This is a genomic window from Magnetospirillum sp. 15-1, assembly GCF_900184795.1.
Lineage (GTDB): Bacteria > Pseudomonadota > Alphaproteobacteria > Rhodospirillales > Magnetospirillaceae > Phaeospirillum.
In genome coordinates, this window is record NZ_FXXN01000017.1 from 25,405 (window position 1) to 41,207 (window position 15,803).

14 protein-coding genes and 1 pseudogene are annotated in these 15,803 nt (G+C 63.2%); 9 read left to right on the forward strand and 6 right to left on the reverse strand.

Annotated features, from left to right (window positions below; all coding sequences use genetic code 11):
• Position 1 precedes the first annotated feature (1 nt).
• The 8 genes from CP958_RS03690 to CP958_RS03715 all read left to right on the forward strand — a co-directional run bounded on the left by CP958_RS03690 (position 2) and on the right by CP958_RS03715 (position 9,585).
• Positions 2-2,887, forward strand: a complete 2,886-nt coding sequence (locus CP958_RS03690) for a filamentous hemagglutinin N-terminal domain-containing protein (RefSeq protein ID WP_096700651.1) — start codon at positions 2-4, stop codon at positions 2,885-2,887.
• Positions 2,888-3,100: 213 nt separating this feature from the next.
• Complete coding sequence (locus CP958_RS03695) at positions 3,101-4,243, forward strand: hypothetical protein (protein ID WP_141400405.1); 1,143 nt, start codon at positions 3,101-3,103, stop codon at positions 4,241-4,243.
• A gap of 82 nt (positions 4,244-4,325) precedes the next feature.
• Complete coding sequence (locus CP958_RS25730) at positions 4,326-4,637, forward strand: hypothetical protein (RefSeq protein WP_141400406.1); 312 nt, start codon at positions 4,326-4,328, stop codon at positions 4,635-4,637.
• Between the two features lie 239 nt (positions 4,638-4,876).
• On the forward strand, positions 4,877-5,260 hold the full coding sequence (locus tag CP958_RS25735) for a hypothetical protein (protein ID WP_141400407.1): 384 nt from the start codon (positions 4,877-4,879) through the stop codon (positions 5,258-5,260).
• Between the two features lie 20 nt (positions 5,261-5,280).
• Complete coding sequence (locus CP958_RS03700; protein ID WP_096700653.1) at positions 5,281-5,613, forward strand: hypothetical protein; 333 nt, start codon at positions 5,281-5,283, stop codon at positions 5,611-5,613.
• Between the two features lie 207 nt (positions 5,614-5,820).
• Entirely contained in the window at positions 5,821-6,582 is a 762-nt protein-coding gene (locus tag CP958_RS03705) for a CHAP domain-containing protein (RefSeq protein WP_096700654.1), read from the forward strand.
• A gap of 69 nt (positions 6,583-6,651) precedes the next feature.
• Entirely contained in the window at positions 6,652-8,715 is a 2,064-nt protein-coding gene (locus tag CP958_RS03710; RefSeq protein ID WP_096700655.1) for a patatin-like phospholipase family protein, read from the forward strand.
• A 27-nt stretch (positions 8,716-8,742) separates the two neighbouring features.
• A complete protein-coding gene (locus tag CP958_RS03715; RefSeq protein WP_141400408.1) occupies positions 8,743-9,585 on the forward strand; it encodes a hypothetical protein in 843 nt (280 codons plus the stop codon).
• 209 nt (positions 9,586-9,794) lie between these two features.
• Here the strand turns inward: CP958_RS03715 and CP958_RS26835 are convergent.
• Positions 9,795-9,893, reverse strand: a pseudogene (locus tag CP958_RS26835) (leucine zipper domain-containing protein); the annotation flags it as partial.
• Positions 9,894-10,167: 274 nt separating this feature from the next.
• On the opposite strand from CP958_RS26835, the gene CP958_RS03725 reads away from it, so the two are divergent.
• Positions 10,168-10,500, forward strand: a complete 333-nt coding sequence (locus CP958_RS03725) for a hypothetical protein (protein WP_096700658.1) — start codon at positions 10,168-10,170, stop codon at positions 10,498-10,500.
• A gap of 718 nt (positions 10,501-11,218) precedes the next feature.
• On the opposite strand, the gene CP958_RS03730 is transcribed toward CP958_RS03725, so the two are convergent.
• From CP958_RS03730 to CP958_RS03750, 5 genes are all read right to left on the reverse strand, one after another.
• Positions 11,219-11,905, reverse strand: coding sequence for an ABC transporter ATP-binding protein (locus tag CP958_RS03730; RefSeq protein ID WP_096700659.1), 687 nt, complete (start codon positions 11,903-11,905; stop codon positions 11,219-11,221).
• Positions 11,898-12,674 (reverse strand): ABC transporter ATP-binding protein, encoded by a 777-nt coding sequence (locus CP958_RS03735; RefSeq protein ID WP_096700660.1) that lies wholly within the window; start codon positions 12,672-12,674, stop codon positions 11,898-11,900. Before CP958_RS03735 ends, CP958_RS03730 begins: the two co-directional genes overlap by 8 nt.
• Complete coding sequence (locus CP958_RS03740; RefSeq protein WP_096700661.1) at positions 12,671-13,660, reverse strand: branched-chain amino acid ABC transporter permease; 990 nt, start codon at positions 13,658-13,660, stop codon at positions 12,671-12,673. Before CP958_RS03740 ends, CP958_RS03735 begins: the two co-directional genes overlap by 4 nt.
• Positions 13,653-14,525, reverse strand: a complete 873-nt coding sequence (locus tag CP958_RS03745; RefSeq protein ID WP_096700662.1) for a branched-chain amino acid ABC transporter permease — start codon at positions 14,523-14,525, stop codon at positions 13,653-13,655. The genes CP958_RS03740 and CP958_RS03745 overlap by 8 nt, the downstream gene beginning before the upstream one ends.
• A 71-nt stretch (positions 14,526-14,596) precedes the next feature.
• The gene (locus CP958_RS03750; protein WP_096700663.1) at positions 14,597-15,760 is read right to left on the reverse strand and encodes an ABC transporter substrate-binding protein; all 1,164 of its coding nucleotides are present in this window, start codon (positions 15,758-15,760) and stop codon (positions 14,597-14,599) included.
• Positions 15,761-15,803: the final 43 nt, after the last annotated feature.

A 15,803-nucleotide genomic window follows, 5' to 3' on the forward strand; every position in this document is an offset into this window, starting at 1 on the left:
CATGCCACCCAAGCCCGATCACTCCGCCCGTTTCCGTTCCCTGCGCCGGACACTGCTGGCCTGCACCGCGCTGTCCGCCGCCAGCGTGGCGCAGGCGCCGCCGGCCGCCGCCCTGCCCCAGAACGGCACCATCGCCCAGGGCAGCGGCACCATCGCCACCAGCGGCACCACCATGACGGTGACCCAGAATTCCGCCAAGCTGGTGATCGACTGGTCCAGCTTCAACATCGCGGCCGGCGAGAAGGTCGTCTTCGTCCAGATGGACCAGTTGATGCAGGCGTTGAACCGGGTGGTCGGCGGCCAGGCCAGCGTCATCCTGGGAAGCCTTTCGGCCAATGCCACCGTGATCATCACCAACCCCAACGGCATCCTGTTCGGCAACGGCGCCCAGGTGAACGTGGGCGCCATCATCGCCACCACCGCCGGCATCACCGATGCCGGCTTCATGGCCGGCAAGCTGAAATTCGACATTCCCAGCGACAGCGCCACCGCCAGCGTGGTCAACCGGGGCACCATCACCGCCGCCGAGGCGGGGCTGGTGGGGCTGGTGGCGCCGGGGGTGGAGAATTCCGGCATCATCCAGGCCCGCCTGGGGGTGGTGCAGATGGCCGCCGGCAATACCTTCGCCATCGACCTCTACGGCGACCGGCTGATCCGGCTGGCGGTGGGCGACCCGGTCACCCGCCAGGTCAGATCCGCCGACGGCCGGGAGTTGGCCTCCCTGGTCAGCAATACCGGCACCCTGTCCGCCGATGGCGGCGTCATCCTGCTGACCGCCGGGGCCGCCCGCGACATCGTCAGGAACGTCATCAACCTCGAGGGCATCGCCATGGCTCGCTCGGTGAGCGGCAGGAACGGCGAGATCGTGCTGGATGGCGCCGCCGCCGGCACCGTGCGGGTGGCCGGCACCCTGGACGCCGGTGGCACCGATGGGGCCGCCGGCGGCGCCGTGACGGTGCGGGGCGACGACATCGTGGTGGTGGACGGAGCCCGGCTGCTGGCATCGGGTACGGCCGGCGGCAGCGTGAAGGTCGGCGCCTGGGACAGCGGTTCGGTCAGCCTGGCCCGGGACAGCCTGATCGACGCCTCGGCCGGCGGCAACGGCGATGGCGGCGAGGTGGCGGTCGTCGCCAGGGCCACTATCGCCCGGGGCGCCATCCGGGCCGAGGGGGGCGTCGATGGGGGCAATGGCGGCCGGATCGAGACATCGGGCCATACCCTCGATATCGGCGGCGCCACTGTCCGGGCCTCGGCCCCCAGGGGCAAGGCCGGAACCTGGCTGCTGGACCCCTACGACCTGACCGTGGACGCCGCCGCGGCCGGCAGCATCGGCGGCGCCCTGGCCACCACCAACGTCACCTTGCAGACCACCGCCAACGGCAGCAGCGGCTATGGCATCGCCAACGGCGGCGGCGATGGCGACATCATCGTCAATTCCGCCATCGGCTGGAGCGCCGATACGGTGCTGACCCTGTCCGCCTATCGCGGCATCTCGGTCAACGCCGCCATCTCCGGCCCGAACGGGGGGCTGAGCCTGAGCGGCGCGGGCGGGGTGGCCTTCGGGGGCGCGGTCGCTGTCGGCAGGCTCGACGTGGTCGCTGGCGGCGACATCACGCAGACGGCGGCGTTGACGGTCGGTGGCGCGTCGTCGTTCGCCACCACCGGAGCCGGCCGTTCCATCCTTCTGACCGACACCGGCAACCGGCTGTCGGGAACCGTCTCCCTGCGGTCGGCCGGGGACGCCAGCCTGACTAATACCTGGGATACCGTGCTGGGCACCTCGGTGGTCGGGGGCGGCCTGACGGTGCGGACCTACAGGTCCTCCACGACCTCCGGTGTCCTGTCGAACATACAGACGACCAACGGCCTTACCTCCCAGCTGACCACCATCGGGTCGGGGGTCAGCGCATCCGGTACCGATGCCTCACTGCTGCAATCCCTTTGGGTCAACAACCGCGCCGGCTATCTGATGAATTTTCAGGGAATGACCCAGACCGCAGCGGTCACCCAGGCGACGGCGGAATACCAGGCGTGTTCCGGCACCTGCACCGACCAGGGCATGTGGGGCCATGGAGATTACTTTGCCATCGGCGGCACCAATCCGTTCAATTCCAGCTTCGACCACACGCAAACCACCACCACGGCCAACACCATCACCACGGCGACCAGCCCGGGTCCGGCCACCACGTCCGTCACCAACGGCAATCAGACGGTGACCACCACCTATGGCACGACCACGACGACCACGACGACGAACACCACCACCACCGTCGATGCGGGGGTGGCGACGACGACGATCATGCACAACGGCGGCTCCTCCTCGTTCGTCCAGGATAACAAGCAGCAGACGACGACGAGTACCTCCACCACCACCGATGCCGAAACCCCCTGGACCCAGCTCACGGAAGTGGGGGGATCGCTGGCCCAGGCCGGTTCGCTGAGTGTCGGCGGAGCGACGACGCTGATCTCCGGCCATCGGAACGACATCATTCTGGGCAATGCCGGCAACCGTTTCGGCGGCACCGTGACGATCGCCAGCGGCCGGAACGTGGTTCTGGCGGCCGCTTCGGCCCCGGCCGTGGATAACCATGCCGTGGGAACCCTGACCGTCACGACGCCCGGCAAGCCGTCGGCCGGGCAGGCCACCGCCGTCACCGACAAAGCCAACCAGGTCTCCAGCGAAACCCTGCAGGCCAGCCAGCCGTATCGGTCCCTCCAATCCCTTGCCGCGCCGCCCACCCAGGCGGTCGACGGGATCGATCTCGCCCGGTTCGCCTCGGGACCGGTCAGATTGTCGCTGGGAGAGCGCGCCAGCGTCACCATCGATCCCACCCTCCTGCGGCACGGAACCGCCCAGGGACAGCCCGGGGAAGGGGAAATCCGTTGATCGGGGAGGATGAAGCGGAAGACACCCAGGCGGAAAGGAAGTGAATACGGCGCAACTCCGCCCATGAGAGTTTATTTTGAATTATCGCAATTCAATTTAGCTTTGAATGTATAACTTTAGATAATACCAAGACATGGTAACTATAAATTCATACATATTTGTTGTACGTTTTAATCTGCAACGTGACGTTCCTGCCGCATGGCGGAGGGTGGCATGACGATGTGGGCCTATTCATCGGTCATCGAAGAGATCTACCAGGCCGCCGCCGAACCGGACGGCTGGCGACGATTGGTCCCGAAGCTGGCGCACCTGTTCCATTCGGAAAGCGGCACGCTGTTTACCCGCGACGTCCAAAGTGGCACCGTCGAGATTTTGAGCGTCACGGCCAATTACGATGCCAAGGCCATCGCAGACTATGAAGCCTACTACCACAAGCTCGATTTCTGGACGGCGGCTGCCCTGCAAGCGGAAGTTGGCAAGCCTTTCCTCTGCGAACAGTTCACGAGCGAGAACGAGATCCTGGGCAGCGAGGTCTACAACGATTTCTGTAAGCCGCTTGGCATCTTTCATGGCTCGGGGAACCTTATCCCGATCGACGGGCACATGGTCGGCGTCTTCGGATTCCATCGCCCGCGCACGGGCTTGCCGTTCGATGAGCAGGACCTGCGGACGCTTGAACTGCTGTCGAGACACCTGATTCAGGCCCTGCGCCTCTACTACCGCCTAGCCGCCGCCCAGCGAAGCGGCATGATCGCCACCGCCGCCCTCGATACCCTGCCGACCGCGGTCATCGCCGTCGAAACCGATCGCACCCTGCGGTTCGCCAATACGGCCGCCGAGCGATTGCTGGCGGCCGGCCGGGGCCTGACCGTCAACCACGGCCGTCTGCGATGCACCGACCGCACCGCCGACGCCGCTCTCGGGCCCCTGATCCAGCAGGCCGCCCAGGCGGCCGTGGGAAAGAGCATGGGAGCCGGCGGCGTGCTGCCCGCCCCCCGGAACGAGGGCCGCCCGCTGTCGCTGCTGGTTTGCCCGCTCCGCCCCGAGACCATGGCGCTGGGGCCAATCCAGCCCATGGCCCTGATCTTCATCGGCGACCCCGACGACCACCGCCCCGCCCCCGCCGAGATGCTGGTCCGCCTCTATGGCCTGACCCCGGCCGAGGCCCGTCTGACCCAGGCGCTGCTGGCCGGTGACACCCTCCAGGACTTCGCCGGCCGGATGGGCGTCAGCCTGCACACCGCCAAGACCCAGTTGAAGCAGGTCTTCGCCAAGACCGGCGCCGGCCGGCAGGCCGAACTGGTGCGCGACCTGCTAGGCAATCCGGTGCTGGGGATGGGGGCGCCGAAAAAATAAGCACGGCATACCTCGTTCGGGGGATGTGGCCGCGACTCATCCGGAACAAGCTTGGCACATGCACGGAGCTGCGGGGGTGAGGATGCTGAATAAGACAGCCGCTGTCGTCTATCTGGCCGCCGGTCTCCTTGTGTCCGGGGTAGCAAATGCGGCCCCGGAAGTTCTCCCTGAACATGTGGATCAGGCTCGTCAATTCTGCAAATCCCGCGAGCTTGGACAAGGAAATATATTTTTAGATACAATAGGGAAAACTCGCTTACATCTACAGAAATGGTGTGATCAAAATATAAAATACTTTAAGAAAAACTATCAAGCATTAGAAGGAGATCGAGGATTATTTATTCTATCATCAATTCAGTGTAATTGCAGTTATATTTTATCAACACTTAAGTAACTGTGTATATAATCCGCATATCGCTCGGCAAGGTGTGCTTTTGCCAAAATCAGGCCAGGAGAACTGACTGGCAGTCTACCGGACAGTCCTGTGCCACCGATAGGAGATGCGGCGGGATGAGAGCCAGGGCGATGCATCTTTGCCGATAGATAACAGGCTTGGCCTTATGGGTGAGTAGGCGGCGGGAAGTGCCGATATATTTCAGCGTATCTGAATTTAGGAAATTGGAGGACACCGCTATGAAGAATTATTTGGCGACGCTAATTGTAGCGTGCGCAATGGCAGTGGTATCGGAAGGGGCTCTTGCCAATTGCGGCGATCATTTCCAGAAGAATGAATGGTTGATGTCCCGTTGCCGGCAATCAGGCAGCCAATATGTCTGCAATTTCACCAGCAACGGGTTGGCACTCAAAGCCGCACCGTCCAAGTTTTCCGGGTGCTACCCCACTCCGGTGATATGCCGCGCCCCGAGTACGGTTATTCTCCACAAGAATGGCTATTTGGCATCCTGCACGCTCGCCAGTGGCCTGACGACCTCGGCCGATGGCCGGACAGCCGTTGCTTGCCGTGAGGGGGCGAGCATTGAGTTCGATCAGCAGGGACGCTTGATTGACTGCAGTTGACTTCTGAAGAACGTCGTCGAATGGAAGATAATATGTATGAAAAAGATAAGGCAATGCTACAGAACAAAATTCTCTGCCTCATCGGTGGCGGATGCATATTTCTCACTCTCGCCGCGCCATATTTTCTCCAGGGCCGTATCGATGAAAAGGCTGTGGAAACACTCAAGAGTATCCTGATTGCGCTATGGGCCGTTGGTGTACCGTTATGGTTCCTCTGGGAACTGGCCGGCTACACCCCCCCGAATGTCGAGGCCTTTGACCGCTTCAAGTACGCCCAATCCCTGGCGAAAGATCTGTGGATCGGCTTCGGAGCCGCCCTGGCCGTGCTTTGGCATATTCCTAAAATCGGGTAGCCCCAGGGGCGGATACAGATGCGGGGAGGATTTCCCCCAAAAATGGGTGCCGGGCCATGCGGCACGAAGGCCGGCCTGGGGTGAGGCATGCAGCCCAGGGCAGTGGGACAGCCGGGACAACGCCAATTAAAACGCTCCATCAATCTGGACAATCGATGATTGGTTGATTGATACTTAGCGAACATTATTTATGCGGAGTGGTATTCGATGCCTCATCTGCTAAAAAGGGGCGGCGATGGCCCCGAAGTCCGTGAGCTTCAGACGGCGTTGGTAATACGCGGTTTCGTCGTCGCGCCGACGGGACGCTTCGACACCACCACCTATCAGGCGGTCCGCGCCTTCCAGTCCCAGAATGTCGATCGCGACGGCCAACCCTTGAAAGTCGATGGAAGCGTCGGCGACTTGACCTGGGCGGCCCTGACCGGCGGCAAGCCGGCCGCGGCCGCCCATCCCATCGGCGTTGATTTCACCACGATGCCGCCGTCCGACCTTGGAGGGGCGGCGACAGGGCGCAACGGCCTGAAGGCGGCAATCGGCGAACTGACTGCCGGAGCGGGGGAGATCGGCGGTGACAACAGCGGCCCATGGGTGGAAAAATACCTCGACGGGCGAGCGCCGCCCGGTTCCAGCTGGTGTGCCGGCTTCGTCAGCTGGTGCCTGCGCGAGGGCAACGGCGGGGCCTCTCCCCTGGTCTACAGCCTCGGCGCACGGGACATCCTGGCCCAGTGCAGGAAGCGCGGCTGGGCCTTTCCTCCGGGTTCGTCGGCATCACCCCTGCCGGGTGACCTGGTGGTGTGGTGGCGCGTCGCCGCCGATGGCTGGCAGGGGCATGTCGGATTCGTCCACCAGCTTAGGGATGGCAAGCTTTACACCATAGAAGGCAATAAGAGCGCCTTCGTCCAGGGGTTCTCCTACACGTACGCAGCCATGGACAAGCTGCTCGGCTTCTGCCGCCTGCCGGATGCCTGATGGCAGGTGCCGACCAGGCTCGTGTCCGGCTCCGGATACCGGCCAGTTCCACGATATGGGGAGGAAGAAATGGAAACCACCCGAGACACGTTTGAAGTTGGCATCACCATGGCCGGAGCAATTTCGGCGGGGGCCTATAGTGCCGGCGTGCTGGACTTTCTCATTCAGACGCTCGACGAGTGGGAACGTCACCGCGGAGAGCCCGGCATTCCCAACCATCGGGTGCGGGTGCGGGTGATGTCGGGGGCGTCGGCTGGGGCGATCACCGCGGCGCTGGCGGTCACCGAATTGGCCGGACGCGCGCCGCCGCCGCCGCTGGGCACGCCGATCACCGTTCCGGTGCTACCCGGACTGTATACGGCCTGGGTCACCCGACCGGCCATGCTGGCGACCGGCGGAGGGCTGGATTTCCTGTCGACCACCGATCTTGCCGGAAAACCGGTCACATCTCTGCTCAATGCCGATCTGCTCGATGCCATTCGCGACGAAGCGATCGCCAAGGCCGGAAAGGGCACCTACAAGCCGCCCTACCTGTACGATCCCTTCCATATCTACTTCACCACCACCAATCTTCGCGGCATTCCCTACGCGATCCAATTCACGACACCCGGACCGAATGGCCCCCAGACGGCCAAATATGGCATGCAAAGCCACGGTGACCGCTGGCATTATCGGATCGAGAATCTGGGAGGGACGCGGGTCGGCAGGCAATGGGCGGACAGCGACGCCCCCCGCGACCTGGATGCGGCGAACCTGCGGACTGACCCCGCCTATCCCGAGTGGCGGGACATGACCGAGGCGGCCTTGGCCTCCGGCGCGTTTCCGATCGGCTTGCGTGCCCGCAAACTGGATGGGTGCGTCGGCGATTATGATCGTCGAAAATGGCCGCAGGTTGATGCCTCCATCGAACCGGATTGGCCTGACTCCTGGAAAGGTCCGGCCGGCAAGGTGCCCCCAGGCCGTCCGCAGCCGACGCCGAATGTGGATGGCGGCTGCATCGACAACGAACCTTTCGCCTATGCCCACAAGGCCCTGGTGCCCGCCGGCAGGGATCGGAACGAGCAGGACCGGGACAAAGCCGATCGTGCCGTCATCATGATCGATCCCTTTCCCGAGCCCCCCGAGTTCAAGCTGAGCGACGACGTCGATATCGGGCTGATTTCGGTGGTCAAGGCCCTGTTTCCGGCCCTGATCGATCAGGCGCGCTTCAAGATCGACGATCTGGCGCAAGCCGCCGACGAGAATATCTTCAGCCGTTTTCTAATCCAGCCGCGCCGCACGCCTCCCGGGGCGACGGAACCTTGTACCTATGGCATTGCCTGCGGCCTACTCGGCGGGTTCGGGGGCTTTCTGCACCAGAAGTTCCGTGAGCACGACTTCCAGTTGGGGCGGCGGAATTGCCAAGCCTTCCTGAGGGATTGCTTCGCCCTCCCAGCCGACAACAAGGTGATCCGTGGCTGGGCACAAGACCCTGCGTTCCCGAAGCTGGACTTCCAGGCGGCTGCCGATCCGGGGCCCAGTCCGGTACTTTTTTACCAGATCATTCCGCTGATCGGGGACGCGATTCCCCCTATCGCCCTGGGCGACTGGTATCGGATTCAGCCCAAGGAACTGAACGAGGTCCTAAAGCGCATCGACGCGCGCGCTTCGGTTCTGGTGCCGAAGCTCATCGCGGAGCAGATCGGCAACTGGTCCACACGAACCGGTGCACGCCTGCTTTGGAAGCTATTCGGGAAGGGGGCGTTGATGAATTACGTGGCCAAAGCCATCAAGTCCGATCTGGTCCGTCGGGACCAGATGGATGGTTGGACACTGACCTGTGACGATGAACGGAAGGTTGCCGCCGCCCTGCTCAATCCCGCCTATGATCAACGGACGGCGGCGGGGATCCCTGACAAGACGAACGGAATCGCCGGGGAGACGGGCCTGGATTCGGGCGTGGTCCAGGCCATCCTCGACCAGTTCGCCGCATCGGCCGGTCCGGAAAAGGTTGTCGTGACCGGGCACCCCGCAAAGGACACAGCCAGCTACGCCCTTGAGACGGAATACCGTCGCGGAACCCGCGGCATTCCGATCGTGGGCGGCCTTTTGGGCGCGGGCCAGGACATGATCAATCCCCCCACGATCAATTGAGGGAGGGGAATCATGAAGATTATCGAAGTGGCCATCGGCCTCGCCCTCATCTATCTGCTGATGGCGATCATCTGCTCGGCGATACAGGAAATGATCGCCGGCATTCTCAATTCACGGGGCAAGACGCTGCGCGACGGACTGGTCAGCCTCCTCGATGGCGAGAACGGGACGCATTTCGCCGAGGCTCTGCTGCGCCATCCCCTGATCGCCGGCCTTGGCAAAGGAAGCCGGCTGCCGTCCTACATAGCGCCGCCGACCGTCTCATTGGCGGTTCTCGATCTCCTCGACGCCAATCGGCCCGTTCACCGGCAATTCGTTTCCCCGGTTATCGCCGCCCTCGACCATGCGGCCGGTGGCGATGTCACCCGTTTCCGCGCCGAACTCGAACAGTGGTATCAGGACGCCATGGACCGGATTTCGGGTTGGTACAACCGGCTGTCCCAGATCCGCCTCCTGCTGATCAGCGTTGCCCTGACGGCCGGCCTAAACGTCAACACCGTGGAGATCGCCAAGACGCTGTGGAAGGATGCCGCATCCCGGACCGTCATGGTGACCGCCGCGGAACATGCTCTCGCCGATGACCGTATATCGGCGGAACTGGCCGGAAAGGGCGGCGATCCTTCCCAGGAATTGAAGGACGCGTCGCAAAGGACCCGGGAATTCCTGGAGGATTTATCCGCCCTGCCGGTCCCCATGGGGTGGGGTGGGGCGTCGCCCTGGTCCACCCCACTGCGGACGCTGGTGGGGTGGGCGATCACGGCGATTGCCGTTTCCCTGGGGGCGCAATTCTGGTTCGATGCGCTGAAGGGCCTGGTTTCCCTGCGTTCCGGCGGCAACCGGCCGAAAGGGGGAAAAGATTTCGCCAAGTAAAATTGATCTTCTTCTTGGGAGAGAGATATTGATGCTGGTTTTCTGAAATACAGAACCTATTGAGCCGGAATGAGAGAAGGTTCATTCGCGGACTCCATCCCCATGCTACTCATCCCTTGGAGGGGGTAACACGTCTCGGTAACCCCGAGAAATCCCCGATTTCTGCGCCATTGTGTCGAACAGTCAGAGCGGAAACGCTGCTCTGTTCGCGTCGGGGACCGATGTGGACGCGATGACCGATCCTGAAGGCCGCATACTCCTTCACTCTCAAAACGCTTGACCCACTTGCGGGCGGTTCGGGGGCTCAGCCATTTGATGGCAACGTTGGTCGGCACCACCCCTCTCAGGTGGAAACAATCTCCGTCCTAGGCCACCATTTTCCGATCCACCAAGAATTGGATGGCCTTTTCTGCCGCCTGCAGATCACCCAACAGCTTGATGACCTCCTCCCTTAGCAAAACCCGGTGGAAGCCCTGCATCTTGAAAAGGTCGATGACCTGCCCGGTGTGATCCGGCACAGCGACGAGCGCAACCGCATTCTCCAGCAGATGTTCCTATATATCCAAGCTGCCGACACCCGAGATGGTGTTCGGCGATGAAGCCGGGGTGGGCCAAGGTACGGAGAATTTTGCCCAAGGTACGGAGAATGACCGCCAAGGTTCGGAGTTGGCGTGCGGACCTTATGATGGGCGGGGGCGAACGGTCGATGGACTGCAGAATCCCTTGATCGACAGTTTGGACGATCTCAATCCGCAATTTCTCGAAGACCTGAAAGCCATTGCCGGCAGAACCGGGGGGCGCAGCAAGGTTCCGATCGAGATCACGCGCACGGTGATCCTCGCGGAGGCCAGTCTCTCCGACCACGACGACGGTGTCACGGCCTGCCCGAGCAGACGGCCCATGTCGCCGATTTGAAGCTCAGCTTCAAGGCCAAACGCGACGTCATAAAGTTATTGGGAACATAGAACTGATTGATATTCTAGTGGAGAGGGTTGGTTAGTGGTTCCCTTTCCTACGCCAAATCTCCTCGTATCCCGGGGAAAACCGCGACATCCAGACAGATCAACGGCTGATCGGCACTCCAGTGTTCCAAAGGAGTGTTCCAAAATGCCCGCGACCGCCTATCTCCGTCGCCACCCCCGCACCGGCATCTACTGGTTTCGCCGCGCCGTTCCCGCCGCCCTCCGTGCCGCCGTCGGCGGTGTGAAATCGCCCGCTCGCTGAAAACCTGACACTGCCGCGAAGCGCGGCGCCTGGTCCTGGTTCATGCCGTCGAGGCGGAGAACCTGTTGGCCCAGGCGAGGGGAGGTGAGGCATTGGTTCAGCCATCGTCGGCATCACCTACGGTTCTGGACCTCGCGGCATTGATAGAGGCCGCTGTTCGAAGGGCACTCGATGCTCCAAATCCTCCTCCCGAGCCGACCTCTGATGGCTTGCGGCTGGACACATCCAGGCGAACCGCACCCCAATGCCGCCCTTTGACAAAGATGGGCGAGGTGTATATCCATCATCACTGCCGCCTTGCCGCCCCCATGCACTCGGCAGCCATCACGATGTGGCCGGTTTCCTCCCCAAGGGCGGTGATGCGCGGCTCGATGGCCATCATAATCATCTCGTCCCTGGCGGTCATCGCTCAGACGCCCAGGTATCGCTGCCGGATATCGCCGGCGCGGGTCAACTGGGCACTGTCGCCGGACCATACCATCCGGCCCTTCTCGACGATGAAGTGGCGGTCCCCCAGGTCGATCAGCGCATCCACGTTCTTGTCGACCACCAGAATGGATTGTCCCTGGCGCTTGAGCATGGCCATGCATCGCCAGATTTCGTTGCGGATCAGAGGCGCCAAGCCCTCGGTGGCTTCGTCCAGGATGAGGAGCTTGGGATTGGTCATCAGGGCGCGGCCGATGGCCAGCATCTGTTGCTCGCCGCCCGACAGTTTGTTTCCCAGGTTGGTCCGGCGCTCGCGCAGCCGGGGAAAAAGCTCGTAGACCCGATGAAGGGTCCACTCGCCCTTGGTTGCGGTGGCGACCATGTTTTCCTCGACGGTGAGGTTGGGGAAGATCTGGCGGCCTTCCGGCACCAGTCCGATGCCGCAGCGCGCCACCTTGTAGGCGGGCAGGTGGTGGAGGCTCTGTCGGCAGAAGGAGACCTCGCCCTTCCTGGGCTTCACCACCCCCATGATCGCCTTGATGGTGGTGGTCTTGCCCATGCCGTTGCGGCCGATCAAGGAGACGACCTCGCCGGGACCGATCCTGAGATCGACGCCGAACAGCACCTGGCAACCGCCGTAGCCGGCTTCCAGTCCCTTGACCTCAAGCATGCTGAACCTCCCGGACTTGGGCTTCCTCGCCCAGATAGGCTTGCTGCACGTCCGGATTGGCCCGGATTTCGTCGGGGCGGCCGGTGGCGATGGCTTTGCCGTAGACCAGCACCGTGATCGTGTCGGCCAGACTGAACACCGCGTCCATGTCGTGTTCGATGAGCAGGATGGTGTAGGCGCCGCGCAGGCCGCGCAGCAACTCGATGATCGCCAAGGCGTCCTCGCGCCCCATGCCGGCCAGGGGCTCGTCCAGCAACAGCAATCGGGGCCGTGTCGCCAACGCCATGGCGATCTCCAACTGCCGTTGTTCGCCATAGGCCATTTCCCCCGCCGGAGTGTCGGCCAAGCCCCCAAGACCCACCTGATCGAGCAGTGCCATGGCGGGACCGACCAGGTGGGGATCGGTCCCTGCTGCCGTCCAGAAACGGAAGCTGTGTCCGGCCCGCGCCTGAACCGCCATCGCCACATTGGTCAGCGCCGAGAATTGCGGGAAAATGCTGGTGATCTGGAACGAGCGGACCAGACCTGCCGCCACGCGGGTGGGAATATCGGCGGCGGTGACGTCGGCGCCGTCGAACAGGATGCGTCCGGAATTGGGGGCCAGTTCACCGGCCAGTTGGGCCACCAGGGTGGACTTTCCTGCGCCGTTGGGGCCGATCAGGGCGTGGATCTCTCCCGGACGGACCTCGAGGTCGAGATTGTTGGTGGCGACCAGGGCGCCGAAGGTCTTGATCAGCCCCCTGGCCTGCAGCAGCGGCTTGGCGCTCATCGGTCGGCCCTCCCTCCCCGGGGCAGCATGCCGTACAGGCCCTGGCGGGCGAAATACACCACCAGGATCAGCAACGGCCCCAGGATGATCTGCCAGTGCTCGGTATAGGCGGAGAGCACCTCCTCCAGCGTGAGGAAGACCACCGCGCCCGCCGCCGGTCCCAGCAGCGAGCCCATGCCGCCCAGAATCACCATGACGATCAGTTCGCCCGACCGGGTCCAATGCATCATGGCCGGGCTGACGAAATTGGTCTGATTGGCCAGCAGTGCCCCGGCCAGCCCGGCCACCGCGCCGGCCAGGGTGAAGGCCGCCACCTTGTAGCGGAAGGTGGGGATGCCGATGTGCAGCATCCGCCGCTCGTTCTCCTTGATGCCGCGCAGCACCATGCCGAAGCGCGAGCGGGTGACCTTGACCAGCCCACCGCCCACCAGCACGGCCATGGCCAGCGCCACGTAATAGAAGGTGGTCTTGTCGCGCAGGCTGACGAGATCGGAAAACGTGGAGCGCTGGCTCAACGAAAGGCCGTCGTCGCCGCCGTAGCCCTTCAGGGTGACGAAGAAGAAATAGGCCATCTGGGCGAAAGCCAGGGTGATCATGATGAAGTAGAGCCCCTGGGTCCGGACCGATACCAGCCCGATCAGGAAGGCCATGAACCCGGCGCACAGCATGGCCAGCGGCCAGGTGACCCAGCCGCTGGTGGTGCCGGGCAGGATTCCGAACAGCAGCGTCTGCTCGGCGGCATGGTGGCCGAGGATGCCGACCACATAGGCCCCGACGCCCAGGAAGGCGGCATGGCCGAAGCAGACCAGCCCGCCATATCCGAGGATAAGATCCAGGCTCATGGCGGCCAGGGCGAAGACCAGCATGCGGCTGGCCAGTCCGATATAGAACGGCTCGCCCAGCGACAGCGCGACCGGCGGCAGGGCGAGAAGCGCCAGCGCCAGCAGAAGGCCGAGGACGGCCCGGGGGGAAATTGACTTAGCCATGGGCGGGGAACAGTCCTTGCGGGCGGCGGTAGAGGATGACGGCCATCAGGATGTAGATGGTCATTTCCGCCAGGGAGGCGGGCAGCAGCATGCGGCCGAACGTGTCGGAAAGCCCCACCAGCAGTGACGCCAGGAAGGCCCCGCGAACCGAGCCGATGCCTCCGATGACGATGACCACCAGGGTGGTGATGAGGATGGAATCGCCCATTCCGACCTGTACCGCCAGCAGCGGCCCGGCCATGGTGCCGGCCAGTCCGGCCAGGGCGGCGCCCAATCCGAACACCACGGTGAACAGAACCCGGATGTTGACGCCGAGCGCCTCGATCATGGTGCGGTTGCTGGCGCCGGCCCGGATCAGCATGCCGATGCGCGAGCGCGAGATCAGCAGATAGAGCCCGAGCGCCACGATCAGACCGACCACGATGACGATCAGGCGGTAAACCGGGTAGGGGGCGCCGGGAATCAGTTCGACCGAGCCGTTGAGCGCCTCGGGCAGGGCGAGGAAATAGGCCTGCGGCCCCCAGACCATGCGGACCAGTTCGTTGAAGAACAGGATCATGCCGAAGGTGGCCAGCACCTGATCGAGATGGTCGCGGCGGTAGAAGCTGTGGAGGATGGCGATTTCCAGGGCCATGCCCAGTGCCAGGACGCCGACGAAGGCTCCGGCGGCGGCGAGGACCAGCGATCCGGTCAGTTTGAACAAGGTGGCGGCGAAATAGGCCCCCATCATGTAGAACGAACCGTGCGCCAGATTGACCAGGTTCATGATGCCGAATACCAGGGTCAGGCCGGACGCCATCAGGAACAGCATCGTCCCCAATTGCAGGCCGTTCAGAACCTGTTCCGCGAAAAGAAAAATGCCCATGCCACTCCCTCCCTTTCCTGGTCGGCAACGGAACGCGGCGGCCCGACAAGGGCCGTCGCCCCGGTGTCACATCACATGGTGCAGGTCGGGGAATAGGCGTCCTTGTGCTCGGTGAAGACTTCGCTGCGGTAGCTGTTGATCAGGCGGCCGGCGGAATCCTTGGTCACCTCGTAGAGGTGGTAATCCTGGATCGGGTTGTGGTTGCTGTTGAAGCTGAACTTACCCCTCACCGAGTCGAACTTGACCGTCTCCAGGGCCTTCCGCAGAGCGTCTTTGTTCTTGGTCCCGCCGGCCGTCTTGATGGCGGCGTCCAGCAGATAGGCGCCGTCATAGGCGGTGGCGGCGTAGGGTGACGGAATCCGCCCGTAGGCCGCCTCGAAATCGGCCACGAACTTCTTGTTGGCCTTGTTGTCGGCGGTTTCCGACCAGAAGGCGGTACTGAAGGTGCCGATGGCCGCATCGCCCACGGCGGGAAGGATGGTCTGGTCCAGGGAGAAGGAGGGGCCGTACAGCGGCACCTGCCCCTTCAGGCCCGATTGGGCGTATTGCTTGAGGAAATTGATCCCCATGCCACCCGGGTAGAAGAAGAACACCGCGTCCGGCTTGGCCTGGCGAATCTGGGCCAGTTCGGCGGCATAGTCGGGCTGGTTGAACTGGGTATAGACCTCCCCCACCACCTGGCCGTGGAAGAAGCGCTTGAAGCCGCCCAGCATGTCCTTGCCGGCGGGATAGTTGGGCGCCAGCAGGTAGACCGTCTTCACCCCCTTGGCGGTGAGGAACTGCCCCATGGCCTCGGGGACGTTGTCGTTCTGGTGCGCGACGTTGAAGTAATAGGGGTTGCAGTCCTTGCCCGCCAGTTGGGACGGGCCGGCATTGATGGACAGCAGGAAGGTCTTGCTTTCCAGCACCGGCTTGGCGACCGCCAGCAGCACGTTCGAGAAGTTGATGCCGGTCACCACGTCGACCTTGTCGCGCTCGACCATCTTTTCGGCCAGTTGCACCCCGATATCGGGCTTGCCCTGATCGTCGCCCTGGATCACCACAACCTCGGCGCCGCCCAGCTTCCCTCCCAAATTCTTGAGCGCCAGGGAGAAGCCATCCATCAGTTCGCGGCCCAGCACGCCTTGCGGACCCGAGAACGTGGAGATGAACCCGATCTTGACCTTTTCCGCCGCGACGGCCGGATTTACGAGCGTAACGGCCGCTATTACGGCCAACAGTGCTTTCCTAGTCATGGCTTCCCTCTCCTGTTCCTGCTGGCTTGATTTGCCTGTCAGG